Annotated in this window: 15 protein-coding genes; 7 read left to right on the plus strand and 8 right to left on the minus strand. The window is 42.4% G+C overall.

All coding sequences use genetic code 11. The features are described from left to right. Positions 1-3: 3 nt before the first annotated feature. Both ACH0QE_RS20070 and ACH0QE_RS20075 read right to left on the minus strand, forming a co-directional pair. Positions 4-1,653, minus strand: coding sequence for a CoA-disulfide reductase (locus tag ACH0QE_RS20070; RefSeq protein ID WP_415802242.1), 1,650 nt, complete (start codon positions 1,651-1,653; stop codon positions 4-6). A gap of 293 nt (positions 1,654-1,946) precedes the next feature. Further along, positions 1,947-2,438, minus strand: coding sequence for a YajQ family cyclic di-GMP-binding protein (locus tag ACH0QE_RS20075; protein ID WP_415802243.1), 492 nt, complete (start codon positions 2,436-2,438; stop codon positions 1,947-1,949). 169 nt (positions 2,439-2,607) lie between these two features. Here ACH0QE_RS20075 and ACH0QE_RS20080 point away from each other — a divergent pair, with 169 nt between their 5' ends. Continuing rightward, entirely contained in the window at positions 2,608-3,471 is an 864-nt protein-coding gene (locus ACH0QE_RS20080) for a CvfB family protein (protein WP_415802244.1), read from the plus strand. 21 nt (positions 3,472-3,492) lie between these two features. Here ACH0QE_RS20080 and ACH0QE_RS20085 read toward each other — a convergent pair whose 3' ends face one another. Continuing rightward, positions 3,493-3,624, minus strand: a complete 132-nt coding sequence (locus ACH0QE_RS20085) for a DUF3941 domain-containing protein (protein ID WP_071976845.1) — start codon at positions 3,622-3,624, stop codon at positions 3,493-3,495. 65 nt (positions 3,625-3,689) lie between these two features. Next, on the minus strand, positions 3,690-4,550 hold the full coding sequence (locus tag ACH0QE_RS20090; protein ID WP_415802245.1) for a DegV family protein: 861 nt from the start codon (positions 4,548-4,550) through the stop codon (positions 3,690-3,692). A gap of 129 nt (positions 4,551-4,679) precedes the next feature. On the opposite strand from ACH0QE_RS20090, the gene ACH0QE_RS20095 reads away from it, so the two are divergent. Further along, on the plus strand, positions 4,680-5,522 hold the full coding sequence (locus ACH0QE_RS20095) for a YitT family protein (protein ID WP_415802246.1): 843 nt from the start codon (positions 4,680-4,682) through the stop codon (positions 5,520-5,522). Between the two features lie 23 nt (positions 5,523-5,545). Then, positions 5,546-6,337, plus strand: a complete 792-nt coding sequence (locus ACH0QE_RS20100; protein WP_415802247.1) for a BsuPI-related putative proteinase inhibitor — start codon at positions 5,546-5,548, stop codon at positions 6,335-6,337. Positions 6,338-6,381: 44 nt separating this feature from the next. Here ACH0QE_RS20100 and ACH0QE_RS20105 read toward each other — a convergent pair whose 3' ends face one another. From ACH0QE_RS20105 to ACH0QE_RS20115, 3 genes are all read right to left on the minus strand, one after another. Further along, positions 6,382-6,573, minus strand: coding sequence for a DUF3813 domain-containing protein (locus ACH0QE_RS20105; protein WP_415802248.1), 192 nt, complete (start codon positions 6,571-6,573; stop codon positions 6,382-6,384). Further along, positions 6,574-6,726, minus strand: coding sequence for a hypothetical protein (locus ACH0QE_RS20110; protein ID WP_167832158.1), 153 nt, complete (start codon positions 6,724-6,726; stop codon positions 6,574-6,576). Positions 6,727-7,295: 569 nt separating this feature from the next. Further along, positions 7,296-8,114: a Cof-type HAD-IIB family hydrolase gene (locus ACH0QE_RS20115; RefSeq protein ID WP_415802249.1), complete on the minus strand. Its 819-nt coding sequence runs from the start codon at positions 8,112-8,114 to the stop codon at positions 7,296-7,298. A 209-nt stretch (positions 8,115-8,323) separates the two neighbouring features. On the opposite strand from ACH0QE_RS20115, the gene ACH0QE_RS20120 reads away from it, so the two are divergent. From ACH0QE_RS20120 to ACH0QE_RS20130, 3 genes are all read left to right on the plus strand, one after another. Then, positions 8,324-9,091 (plus strand): prolyl oligopeptidase family serine peptidase, encoded by a 768-nt coding sequence (locus ACH0QE_RS20120; protein WP_415802250.1) that lies wholly within the window; start codon positions 8,324-8,326, stop codon positions 9,089-9,091. A 78-nt stretch (positions 9,092-9,169) separates the two neighbouring features. Beyond that, on the plus strand, positions 9,170-9,481 hold the full coding sequence (locus tag ACH0QE_RS20125; protein WP_167832161.1) for a metal-sulfur cluster assembly factor: 312 nt from the start codon (positions 9,170-9,172) through the stop codon (positions 9,479-9,481). Positions 9,482-9,831: 350 nt separating this feature from the next. Then, a complete protein-coding gene (locus tag ACH0QE_RS20130) occupies positions 9,832-10,959 on the plus strand; it encodes a TIGR04053 family radical SAM/SPASM domain-containing protein (RefSeq protein WP_415802251.1) in 1,128 nt (375 codons plus the stop codon). 250 nt (positions 10,960-11,209) lie between these two features. Here ACH0QE_RS20130 and ACH0QE_RS20135 read toward each other — a convergent pair whose 3' ends face one another. Continuing rightward, a complete protein-coding gene (locus ACH0QE_RS20135) occupies positions 11,210-11,908 on the minus strand; it encodes a Crp/Fnr family transcriptional regulator (RefSeq protein WP_415802252.1) in 699 nt (232 codons plus the stop codon). A gap of 360 nt (positions 11,909-12,268) precedes the next feature. On the opposite strand from ACH0QE_RS20135, the gene ACH0QE_RS20140 reads away from it, so the two are divergent. Beyond that, on the plus strand, positions 12,269-13,768 hold the full coding sequence (locus tag ACH0QE_RS20140) for a nitrate/nitrite transporter (RefSeq protein ID WP_415802253.1): 1,500 nt from the start codon (positions 12,269-12,271) through the stop codon (positions 13,766-13,768). The last annotated feature ends 164 nt before the right edge of the window (positions 13,769-13,932 follow it).

Consider the following 13,932-nt stretch of genomic DNA (forward strand, 5'->3'; position numbering starts at 1 on the left):
TTATTAAAGTTTGTTTTTAAAGATTGAATAAGTCTTGTAGCCGCCTGTCAGGTTCTTGACCTTGAATCCGTTTTGCTGAAGGATACGGGAAGCTAGGTAACCTCTCAATCCAACCTGGCAAGTGATCAGGATTGTTTCATCCCTTGGAAGCTCATCAAGACGATTGCGCAAATCATCCAGCGGAATGTTCTTTGAACCTTCAATATTGCCATCAGCGTGCTCTTTCTCAGTACGGACGTCAATTATGAACGCACCGTCCTTGACTAAATCGTCGACTTCATAGTGCTGGACAGTTTCAATTGTACCGTCAACAATATTGGAAGCCACATAACCAGCCATGTTCACTGGATCTTTTGCAGAAGAGAATGGTGGTGCGTATGCAAGCTCAAGCTCCTGAAGGTCATAGACGCTCAAACCGCCTTTGATAGCTGTTGCGATGACATCAATACGCTTGTCAACACCATCTTTACCAACTGCTTGTGCACCGAAAATTTTGCCAGTCTCTTTGTCGAAAATAAACTTAAGAGAGATTTGTTCTGCACCAGGATAGTAACCAGCGTGAGATAGCGGATGGATATGGACAACTTCATATGGGATGCCCAGTCTGCGCAATAGCTTTTCGCTGTTCCCAGTCGTAGCAGCGGTCAATTCGAATACTTTAACGATTGAAGTGCCCAGTGTACCTGGATATGCGATGTTACGACCATTGATATGATGTCCGACAATATGCGCCTGGCGATTAGCAGGCCATGCCAGAGGAATCATTGTTGGCTGTCCATTGATATAGTCAGTAACCTCAATCGCATCTCCCATTGCATAGATTGATTCGTCAGATGTCTGCAGGTATTCATTTACTTTGATACCGCCGCGTTCTCCAAGCTCAAGGCCAGAGTCAGCTGCAAGCTTGTTTTCTGGACGGACACCGATTGACAGGATGATCAATTCGGAATCAAGAACCTTGCCGCTTTCAAGAACAACTTTTTTGCCATTCTCTTGAACATCAGTGATTCCGTCTCCAAGAATCAGCTCAACTCCATTCTTTCTCAACTCATTTTCAACGATTGCTGCCATTTCTGGATCAACCGGTCCCATAACCTGCGGCAATTTCTCGACTAGAGTGATATTGACTCCAGCGTGTACCAGGTTTTCAGCCATTTCAAGACCGATAAAGCCTCCGCCGATTACGACTGCATTATTCGGTTTGTTATCTTCAAGATATGCCTTGATTTTATCCATATCCGGAATGTTTCTAAGTGTAAACACATTTGCGCTCTTCAAGCCTTCAATAGGAGGAACGATTGGTTTTGCTCCTGGTGATAAAACTAGAACGTCATAGCTTTCTGTGTATTCTTCACCAGTTTGGACATGTTTGATTGAAACGGTTTTCTCCCCACGGTTGATTGCAGTCACTTCGGAGAAATTGCGGATATCTAAGTTGTAACGTGCATTCATGCCTTCAACTGTTTGCAGAAGTAACTTTTTACGATCTTCGATGACACCGCTAATATGATAAGGCAGTCCGCAGTTTGCGAAAGAAATGAATTCTCCTCTTTCAAAAAGAACGATCTCAGCTTGTTCATCAAGTCTTCTAAGCTTAGTTGCTGTAGTTGCTCCACCTGCTACGCCGCCTACGATTACGATTTTTTTACCCATTGTATTGTCATCCTTTCGGTTGAAAAATGTATGTGTTGTATACCCCCATTGGTATATTAACGTGAAAATAGGGGAAATCCAATAGTACTTTGTGAAGGGTTTGTGAATGTTTTTTCAAGTAAAGTAATCCTAACAGACAAAATTCACATCTGGATCAATACATTAATTTTAACGTGTAAATAGGATAATACCGTAGGCGGTTTGTGAATCATTCGTGAATTCTCGATAAATCAAAAGCGGACTATGCTCCCATAGTCCGCTTTTAACCCACCATTATTTGTTTTAGCTCTTTTTTAACGATAATTCACGAATTGCACATCTACTGTAAGATCTGCTTCTTTGACAGCAGTTATGATTTTTTGAAGATCGTCACGGTTTTTGCCTGTGACGCGAACCTGGTCATCCTGGACCTGGCTCTTGACCTTCAAGCCACTGTTCTTTATAAGTGTGTTAATCTTCTTGGCGTTTTCTTTATCGATTCCCTGTACGAGCTTGGCTTTTTGTCGGACCGTTCCACCAGAAGCACGCTCGACTTTCCCATAGTCAAGATTCTTTATAGGGATGCCGCGTTTGATCATCTTGCTGAATAGAACATCCTTTAACTGGTCAAGCTTAAATTCATCATCGGAAATTAGGACAAGTTCTTCTTTATCAAGTGAAATATCACTTTTGCTGCCCTTAAAATCGTAACGGTTCTGGATTTCTTTCATTGCGATGCTGATTGCATTTGTGACTTCAGACATTTCAACCTTGGATACAATATCAAATGAGCTCTCTTTAGACATGGTTACCTCCGAAATAAGGAAATTTTGCAGCGCCAGGAGACAAAGGGCTGCCTAAGGCGCTTTCGCTTTTCCTTACATTATAGTAAAATATAGCAGTTCAAACAACTTTACGTAATTTAGAGCTTTGGTTCTTTGGGTAAGATGTTAATAACAAGGCAGGAGGGATTTTATGTCCTTGAACGAATATACAGGTCAGACTTTGGAACTGACCGTAGCAAGGATTGTTGATTTCGGCTACTTTTTAACGGACGGAGAAGAGGATGTGCTGCTCCATTCCAATGATACAGACCGGACATTTGAAGAGGGAGACAAGGTAGAGGTTTTTCTATTTGTTGAATCCAGAGGGAGGCTTGCAGCGACAACGACCATACCGAAAGTTCAGGTAGGCCACTATGAGTGGGTGCCTGTCGTTGATGTTAAGGAAGGTATCGGCATTTTCCTTGATATCGGTATCAGTAAGGATGTTTTGTTAGGTGAGGAAGACTTGCCGGTTGTAAAATCAGTTTGGCCACAAGAAGGAGACTTACTTTATATCACACTCCGAGTAAATCGTAGCAATATGATTTATGCGCGAATGGCAACTGACCCTGTCATTCAGGAAATTTCCGTCAAGGCTACAAGAAGTGATTTTAACAAGAATGTCCATGGCTATATATACCGGACTGCAAGAGTAGGCAGCTGGATGATCACTGCTGAAGGCTTTAAAGGATTCATCCATGAATCACAGCGCCGGACAGAGCCTCGTATTGGCCAGAAGGTAGAGGGAAGAGTTATTGATGTAAAACCGGATGGTTCTGTCAATATCTCGCTTTTGCCGCGCAAGCAGGAAGCATTGGATGAAGACGCTGAGAAGATCATGGAATACCTGGAGCTCCGTAATGGCGCAATCCCTTACCATGACAAGAGCATGGCCGAGGACATCCAGGAACGCTTCGGCATGAGCAAAGGCTCCTTCAAGAGGGCAATGGGAAGGCTTATGAAGGAAGGAAAGATCTACCAGGAAGACAACTGGACATATAAAAAAGAAAAATAGAGCCGTGGGGCTCTATTTTTTTTATAGGTGATCTGTTTTCTTGGAGTATTGATTCTTGCCTGCTTTGCGGTTCTTTTCGCGCATCATATTTTTTTCATGGCGAAGGGCATTGTTGTCCTTTGCTTTTTTATCATTATCAGATGTATGTGGCATTTAAAAAACTCCTTTCAGGTTAGGTACATTTTATTTTCCCTAAAACCTGATAGGAGTATGTAAATTTATGATGGCAGTTTGTTTAAAAAGAAAATTGCTATCGTACCAGGTCCGGTGTGAGAGCCGACCGCTGCACCAATAGAAGTTATGAAAACATCCTTTGCATGGAGCTCCTCCATGATCATATTCTTCATCTCAGTCGCTGTTTCGAGATCATCTGCATGGCTGATGCCGACAACCTGATGTTCAAAAGCCTCGCCGCGTTCCTTCATTACGTCGATAATCCTACGGAGAAGCTTTTTCTTTCCGCGGATTTTTTCAAGCGGAACCAGTTTCCCATCCTCAACATTAAGCAGCGGCTTAATATTCAACAGGCCGCCTACGAATGCGGAAGCTTTTGACACGCGTCCACCCTTAGCAAGATGGTCAAGGTCATCTACAGTGAATAAATGCTCCATATGCTGGCTGTGGAATTGGACAGCTTCAACGATTTCTTCCTTTGAAAAATTCTCCTTCGCCATCCGTACTGCTTCCATAACTACTAGTCCATGTCCAAGTGATGCACATTTTGTATCGATGATCGACAAGTTGAAGTCAGGGTAGTCCTCCTTAACCTGCTCGGCAATCATGACGGCTGTCTGATATGTTCCTGACAACTGTGAAGAGAAAGCTATGTATATTCCATCTTGCTTATTCTCGGCCAATTCAGTAAAAGCTTCTTTAAAACCAGCAGGAGAAGCCTGTGAGGTCTTTGGAAGGTTGCCAGCACGGATTTGATCGTACACTTCTTTTGGCTGGATTGTTCGTAGGTCTTCATATTCATTGCCATTAATAAGGACCTTCAACGGAAATAGTATTGCATCATTTTCTTCATAAAAACTCAATGGCAAATCACATGCACTGTCAGCCATGATTTTTACTGACATAACTTTCACCTGCTTTCAACCTTATTATGTTAATAGTTTATAGGGAATATGGGAAAAAGACAATTAAATATAGTGATTTTCGGCAAAATAGGGGTACAGGAAGAATAGAAAAGAATAAGGGGGATTTACATGGTCTGGTTGGAAACAAAAAAAATCATCATCGTGGTGATAGGTGCATTCTTGAATGCTATGTCGCTGAATTTCTTCTTAATTCCCGCAAATGTCTATGCCAGCGGCTTTACCGGAATCGCGCAGCTCGTTTCGAGCATACTTGGAGAATTCGCGCCATTCAATATTTCTACCGGTATTCTTCTATTACTATTGAATATTCCGGTAACAATCCTTGGCTGGAAGAAAGTTGGGAAATCATTTACGCTTTATAGTTTTATCTCCGTTCTGCTTTCATCTTTCTTTCTTGAAATCATTCCGGTAAAAGAAGTATCGAGTGATATTCTGCTGAATGCCGTTTTTGGGGGAGTCATTGCCGCGCTAGGTGTTGGACTTACCCTGAAATGGGGGGCTTCCACAGGAGGAATGGATATTATTGCAATGGTCCTGTCACGAATGAATGATCGTCCGGTCGGTACATATTTCTTTACCTTGAATGGCATCATTATAATGACAGCTGGCTTTGTATTTGGCTGGGAAAACGCTCTTTATACTCTTGTCGCTCTGTATGTGTCGACACGGTTAATTGATGCCATACATACCCGCCATGAGAAACTGACGGCGATGATCGTTACGAAGAAGTCGGATGAATTAAAGAAGGCCATCCATGACAAACTTGTACGCGGCATCACACTGCTGCCTGCCAAGGGAGCTTTTTCAGGAGAACAGAAAGAAATGCTTATCATTGTAGTTACAAGGTATGAATTGTATGACCTGGAACACATTATCAAGGAAGTCGATCCTCATGCGTTTACCAATATTGTTGAGACAGCTGGGATCTTCGGTTTTTTCCGAAAGGAGTAATCACTGAAATGGAGGTTTGGTAAATGAGGAAGGTCAGTTTGTTGTTCATTTTGCTGTTGATGGCCGTGGCACCTGCCCTGGCGATTGGGGAAGAAAAACAGTCACCAGCAAATCTTGAATACAGTTTTTACATTGACCCCTTAGCAGGTCCTGAAAAAGCTGAATTCGAGATCGTCCTGCAAAACCAGGGGAATACAGAGCTCTCTTTTGAATTCCCAACATCCCAGAAATATGAAATTACCGTCCTGGATGCTAATAAGAAAAAGGTGTATCTATACTCAAAAGGAAAATCATTTACCCAGGCTTTTGAAACCTTGACATTGAAACCGCAGGAGAAAATGAAATGGGTGGAAGGCTGGGATTACTCGAATGCAGGAAAAAGAGTCCAGGAAGGAGAATACACGGTCACTGCACAGTTGAAAGCAACTAGCATCAACGGAAAACCTGTCGGAGACAAAAAGCATCTGACTGATACGAAGACAATGTATATCCCTGGGGAAAATCCTGTTTTTAAAGGTGTTATTTCACAGGGGAGCAAAGGCAAATATAAAATTATGGGTGAAGCCCGGCCAATCCATGGAAAGTTCTTTTATACTGCTGAGGATGGACATAACCAGTTGATCCCTGAAACAGAACTTGTTCCAGGAGGAGCAAAATACCCACAGTGGAAGCCGTTTTCGCTGGAAATTTCAATACCAGAAAGCAAGCTTCCGCAAAATGGATCAGTCATTCTTAATCTATACGAACGCAGCAAGGATGGCGAAATCATCCATAACTATCCAGTCTTGCTTGAAAGGTTCAATAATCATAATTAGCAAAGTAAAAGCTGGCGGAAAAAACTCCCGCCAGCTTTTACTTTTTACTTGCATTCAATTGAATTCAGCTCGTCCTGAAATGACCGAAGCTGCTCTTTTTCAGCCATTGTCGTATTGGCATAGGCTGATGATAGAGCATTTTTAGCTGTATCGATGGCTGCAGACTGTTCCGCAGGCTCCGCAGTCTGAGCTAACTGGACAGCCTTCCTAGCTTCCTGAAAAAGCCTGTTTCCCATTTAAATTCCCCCTAAAGAGGACTCTCTGACATTCGCCATCTTCTGAGCTTCAGCCTCGGCATAAGTGGTGTGGTAAGGGATTCGTTCATCATGCTTGGAGACAGTATCTACCCCTTGCTGTACAAAACGCTTGGATTTATTGCTTTTACCCATCGTTTTACCCCTCCATCTACGAGCGAATTTGAAACAGGCATTAACGCCGCTTCGCTTATAGTATGCTCTTTTGACATGAAATCAAACGGTACAGTGTCAAGTTCATATTGGAATTGGTACAAGCAATGTTTAACATTTATCTGACAAATTGTGCAGCGATAGAATCAGGTACGTCTCACGGACAAAACACAGCGGAAATCAGCAGGAAAGTGTCCGATAGAGCCTGTCTAACGGACAAATACAGCGGGAATCATCGGAAAAGCGTCCGATAGAGCTCTTCTATCGGACAAACGCAACAGTAATCATGGAAAAAATGTCCGATAGAACCCGTCTAACGGACAAACATAGCGGGAATCGGCAGGAAAGTGTCCGATAGAGCCTGTCTAACGGACAAACGCAGCGGGATTCAACAGAAAAGTGTCCGATAGAGCTCTTATAACGGACAACCGCAACCGGAATCAACAAAAAAGTGTCCGATAGAACCTGTCTAACGGACAAACACAGTGGGAATCAGCAGGAAAATGTCCGATAGAGTTTTCCTATCTGACATCTTCCATAATGTGATGAGATTATAATGCTTTCAAATTAAGCAAGTCGTTCAAATAAACGCCAATGCCATCTTCTTCGTTTGTCAATGTCATGTCGTTCGCGATGTTTTTCACTTCGTCGACGGCATTGCCCATCGCGATTCCGCGGCCTGCGTATTCAAGCATTTCCAAATCGTTATCCTCATCGCCAAATGCAATGATGCGGTCAGCTGGGATTTGGAAGTAATCTGATGCTTTCTTTAAGCCAACTGCTTTGTTCAAGCCGTTTTTTACGATTTCGACGACGTGGAACGGAGCAGCCCAGCTTCTATGGTCGATCACTTCGGCATGGACTTCTGACAGGTGGTTACGGATTTTACGGACATGCTCTTCATCAGCGTGGATCAACATACTAGTTGGAGATGTCTTCAAATATCTTCTCAAATCGCCGGTCGTGATATTCGGATTTCCCATATTAAAAATGTCCATCAATTTTTCATCATGATAATGTACGTATACATCGTCGATTACTTCGGCAATGATGTTGTGAAATTTGAAATCATCAAGTGCTTCGACTATATCCTTTGCCACATCAATTGAAAGTGGAGAATGGTGTACTCCCCAGCTATTATCAAGCGGGTGATGGATAAACGCACCGTTGAAGTTGACAATTGGTGTATCAAGTGCAAGCTCATGGTAGTACATCTCGCTGGAACGGAATGGTCTACCTGTCGCAATCATGACAACATGGCCTGCTTCCCGTGCCTTTTTAATTACGTGTTTGTTCTTTTCTGAGATAGTTTTATCATCTGTAAGTAAAGTTCCGTCAAGATCTAATGCAATTAAATGTTTATCTGTCATAAATACTCCTTCTTAACTCTTTTTTTTACATCGTATGCGTATGATTGGCTCTTTTTTCGTAAGAGTTCTACAATACATATATTGGATGATGGTTAATTGGTCTTATAACCACTATGGTAACCATTTTACATATAAATTGTAAAAAAATCATTTTAGATACTTAAAAGTGCGGTAAATTTAATGTCCGCTTGCTTCAGGAGGGTTAATCATTGATTTTAGTCGAGAAGAAACGCATTGAACATATTCCCGTTCTCCATATTGTAAAACAAAAGCAATTTTCAGATAGAATGCCTTTAATTGTTTTTCTCCATGGGTTTACGAGCACAAAAGAACGTAATATGCATTATGCTTACCTTTTTGCCGAAAAAGGCTTTAGGGTCATCATGCCAGAGGCGAAATATCACGGAACTCGCAGTGAAGGATTGTCAGAAGCTGAGCTTAGCTTCCGCTTTTGGGAAATCGTCATCACGTCTATTGAGGAGCTTTCGACGATCAAGAAGGAGTTGGTTGAGGAAGGTTTGGTGGACCCAGCTAGAATCGGTGTTGCCGGTACATCGATGGGCGGAATTACGACACTTGGTGCACTGGCCAAGTATGAGTGGATAAAAGCAGGTGTCAGCCTGATGGGGAATCCTTCATTTGAGGAGTTCGCATTATGGCAGCTGAACGAAATGGAAAAAAGGAATGTTCAGATAGGTTTATCCCAAGAACAAATATCAGGCTTGCTAAATCAGATAAAACAGTATGACCTAAGCCTGCAGCCTGAAAAATTGAACAAACGTCCGCTGTTATTCTGGCATGGAAAATTAGATCCGGTCGTACCATATCAATCTGCGTATGATTTTTACGAGCAAAACAGGAAAAACTATGAGGGAATAGACGGAATTCTTGAATTCATCACAGATGTAAATGCTGGACACAATGTGTCAAATGCGGGTGTTGAGGCAACTGCAAATTGGTTTGAAAAGCATATCTAATGGCTTTCTGCTTTTAATGGATACAAATCATTGTTATGATAGTAATAGGTTACAGCAATAAAAAAGGAGTGTTCACCGATGGATGAAGAATTAAAAGATAGCATTATGGGTGCGCTTGAGATGGTCGTTGACCCTGAACTTGGCGTCGATATCGTTAATTTAGGGCTTGTATATGATGTGGATTTGAACGAGGAAGGACTTGCGACAGTGACAATGACATTGACGTCCATGGGCTGCCCGCTTGCAGGTACGATTGTTGAGCAGGTTAAATTGGCTCTTGCCGACCTTCCAGAAGTAAAAGATACAGAAGTTAATATCGTATTCAACCCGCCATGGTCCAAGGACATGATGTCCCGTTATGCGAAAATTGCTTTAGGCGTGAGAGATTAAATTTATTCTAACTATGAAGCAGCAGGAAGCATCCTGCTGCTTTTTCTGTTGTTGTGAGAAATCACAAAAAAATTCGTTGCGGATAACTATCTGGGTTTTCTTAATCCAGCTCCAGTGCCTAGCCCCTCGAGACGCTTCGGTCCTGCCAATGAAGTCAAAGAGCGACTTCACTGTCAGGCCCTCCAGCGCTTGTCGGGGCTGAACGAAGCGCTTGCGCTTTTTGTTCTTCCAGGTCACAAAATTGTCATACAAAAAGGCAATTACGGGTCTATTTATGTGAGTTAGTTCACTTAATCATGTTGGAAACACTTATATACTTCTTTTATAGAGAAGTACTTAAGGAGGCGCCAATGATGTTTGAAAGAGATTTTAACAAAGACCCATTCATTGTGATTTGGGAACTTACTAGAGCCTGCCAATTAAAATGCCTGCACTGCCGTGCGGAAGCCCAATACAGAAGAGATCCGCGTGAATTGTCCTTTGAAGAAGGTAAAGCGCTGATTGACCAAATATATGAAATGAATAATCCAATGCTTGTGTTCACGGGTGGAGACCCATTGATGAGGGATGACGTTTTTGATATCGCAGAATATGCAGTCAAAAAAGGCGTGCGTGTTTCGATGACACCAAGCGCGACACCTAATGTGACAAAGGAAGCGATTGAAAAGGCGAAGTCAGTTGGGTTGTCCCGCTGGGCGTTCAGCATTGACGGACCAACAGCTGAAGTCCATGACCACTTCAGGGGAACAACAGGATCTTTTGATTTAACGATGGAAAGAATCAAGTATTTGCATGAGTTGGAAATCCCGATTCAGATCAATACGGTTATTTCCCGATATAATATTGAGTATTTAGATGAAATGGCAAAGATGGTTGAAGATCTGAATTGTGTACTTTGGAGTGTATTTTTCTTAGTTCCGACAGGACGCGGACAGGAAAAGGACATGATCTCACCGGTAGAGCATGAGAAAGTCTTCACCTGGCTGTATGATTTGAGCAAAAGGGTTAAGTTCGACATTAAAACGACTGCTGCGCAGCATTATCGCCGGGTTGTCATCCAGCAAAAAATGCGCGAAGCAAAGGATCATACAGAAGAAATTGATTACTTGACCGCACTGACAAAGGAAGGGTTGACTGGCTCCATCGACGGTCTTGGACGCGCGCCAAAAGGAGTCAACGATGGCAATGGCTTTGTGTTCATTTCCCACGTTGGAGATGTTTATCCAAGCGGACTGCTGCCTGTAAAAGCAGGGAACGTAAGGGAACAGCCGCTTGCTGAAATTTACAGAGATTCTCCTGTCTTCAAGTCATTGAGGAATCCTGACGAGTATAAGGGAAAATGCGGAGTGTGCGAATTCAGGCATGTATGCGGGGGTTCACGTTCACGGGCATACGCCATGACTGGTGATTACCTGGAGAGCGAGCCATTCTGTGTATACATTCCTAAAGCGTTGAGAAAACAAAAGCAGGAGAGCTGATGAAACTCTCCTGCGGGGTCGATAAAAAAGCGAGTGAAGCCACCAATGGCATTCACTCGCTTTTTTTATGGTTAAGGAATTTATTAAATTATTGAGTTGTGGATAACTTCATGAAGTTATCTTAATCCAGCTCCAGCGCCTAGCCCCTCGAGTCGCTTCGGTCCGCCCGATGAAGTCAAAGAACGACTTCACCGGTCGGCCCTCCAGCGCTTGTCAGGGCTGAACGAGGCGCTTGCGCTTTTTGTTCTTGTTAATCTATTGAACAAAACACCGCCGGGCAGTTTTCGCAGCCGATTTCCTGGCGTAAATAATCTACATCATGGACCAGGATTTTCCCTTTTTTAATTGAAATGATTCCTTCTCGCTTCAGGTCATTCAGGATACGGTTTGTGCTTTCGCGCGAAGTTCCACAGAAGTTTGCCAGCTCCTGGTTCGTTAAAGGCAGGTCGATCAAAATGCCAGTGTCTTTATGGACGCCATAGCTGTTAGTCATACGGATCAAGGTGGAGAATAATGCTCCTTTTTTTCCGTTAAGCACTAAATCGCGGAATTTAGTCTGTGTTTTCCGGAAGTGATCACTCATCCACTTCATGAATTCAAAAGCAAGTGTTGGATTGTGGAATATTTCCTTTTCAATCACATCTTTTCTGATTGCCGCTATTTTCGCATCTTCCAGGATTAGCGCACTCAAGAGATACTTAGGTGCATCAGTAAAAAGTGTCAATTCTCCACAAATATCGTTTTCCCCGCAAATTCTTAAAGCAAGCTCGCGACCATCCTGGGTGACTTTGCTGATTTGGACCTTGCCGCCCAGGATCAAGTAAAGCTCCTCTGCCTCCATGCCTTCCTGGAACAGGTATGAACCTTTTTGTACCTGGATCGTCCGGTCGGCAAACTGGAGTAATTCTTTAATTTCAATTGAATGAGTTGCTTTAGTTGTATTTGGCATGGTCATCACCCTTTTTTAAATTTTAGCTCTCTACAGTAAGAGCTTTTTCCGTGGCATTAACTATATTTACACAATAATAACATCGAGATAGTGTTAACTAAATGATGATTAAGGAAATGTCAAAATCTCGTCACAATCTAAGATCGTTTTGTTCACATTTTCGAAACAAAGTCGGTCTATGTATATTATATCGATAAAAAAAGTCCATTGTTTCTGATGTTTAGAGCTATCTGTGACAGTTTATTGAACAAAAAAGCAGGTGTGAAGTTCGTCATATCTTCAGGTTCTGATTTTTCTTACTATTTACACAAGGTACTGTTCGATTTTTTATTAAAATTCTTTGGGGAAGAGGGGGAAATCATGAGAACTCAAAAAGTGCAACTGCCGCTCCAAACGCTAAGTCTTGTTGCCGGGTTTATGGTATGGGTTATTTTATCGGCATTAATGCCCTTCATCAAAGAGGACATGGAGCTGACTGCGAACCAGATTGCGATGGCCACTGCCATACCAGTGGTCCTCGGCTCTATCCTGAGAATCCCGATTGGATACTGGACAAACAAATATGGCGCACGAAAACTGTTTTTTATCAGCTTTGCATTCCTTTTGTTTCCGGTATACTTCATCAGTATCGCTTATTCCTATATTGATTTATTGATTGGAGGCTTGTTTGTCGGTATCGGGGGAGCGATCTTCTCTGTAGGTGTAACATCGCTGCCGAAGTACTATCCGAAAGAACGCCACGGTTTCGTAAACGGTATATATGGTGTAGGAAACCTTGGGACAGCCATTACAACGTTTTCAGCTCCTGCTATTGCATCGCAGCTTGGCTGGCAGCCAACAGTAAAGATTTTCATGATCTTGCTTATAGCATTCGCATTCCTTAACTTTTTTCTAGGTGATAAAAAAGAGCCTAAGGTCGTTACTCCTTTAGGAGAGCAAATCAAGACCGTATACAAAAACCAGAAGCTTTGGGCTTTAAGCTTGTTCTACTTTTTAACCTTTGGTTCATTTGTAGCCTTCACGATCTATTTGCCGAATTTCCTTGTATCGCATTTCGAGCTTGATAAAGTAGATGCTGGCCTTAGAACTGCAGGCTTTATTGCACTGGCAACATTTTTCAGGCCGATTGGCGGTTGGCTGGGTGATAAATTCAACTCGTTCGTCATTTTAATGTTGGTGTTTGCAGGAATGACAATTTCGGGAATACTGCTCTCGTTCACGCCTTCGTTAACTCTGTATTCAATTGGCTGTCTCGCAGTCGCAATCAGTGCCGGTGTTGGAAATGGAACTGTCTTCAAGCTTGTACCGCTTTATTTTTCAAAGCAAGCGGGGATCGTCAACGGTATTGTTTCAGCAATGGGCGGTTTAGGAGGCTTTTTCCCGCCGCTTATCCTTGCATTCCTGTTTAACCTTACCGGACATTACGCAATTGGTTTCATGGCATTATCCCAGGTGGCACTGGCAAGTCTGATCATCGTTATCTGGATGTACTATCAGGAAAAATTAAGTCTTGCTAAAAATATCATTGACCACACAGCAGAGGGAATAATGGTTACAGATGTAAAAGGAACGATTGAAAAAGTAAATCCAGCTTTCACGACTGTAACAGGCTACAGTGCAGAAGAAGTTATTGGGCAAAACCCCCGTATCCTACGGTCGGGTAAGCATGGAAAAGATTTTTACCAGGCAATGTGGAAATCCGTAGAAGAGCATGGGTTCTGGCAGGGGGAAATTTGGAATAAAAAGAAGAACGGTATCCTTTACCCTGAATGGCTCACAGTCAGCCCTGTAAAAAATGAAGCAGGTGAAATCAAGAACTTTGTCGGCATGTTCAGTGAAATCCCTGTTAAAAACAAATAAACTTTTAAAAGCTGCATCAAATCCTTGATGCAGCTTTCTATTTTAGATAATATGACAACATGATGACAATTCTCGATAAAAACACTATCCTGGCAGTTTTTATGTTGTAATATAGACATAAGGATGAAATCTACTATTTTAATAGAGGGCTATTGATGTTACTG

The sequence above is a fragment of the Mesobacillus sp. genome (genome assembly GCF_047739415.1).
Taxonomy (GTDB): Bacteria; Bacillota; Bacilli; order Bacillales; family Cytobacillaceae; genus Mesobacillus.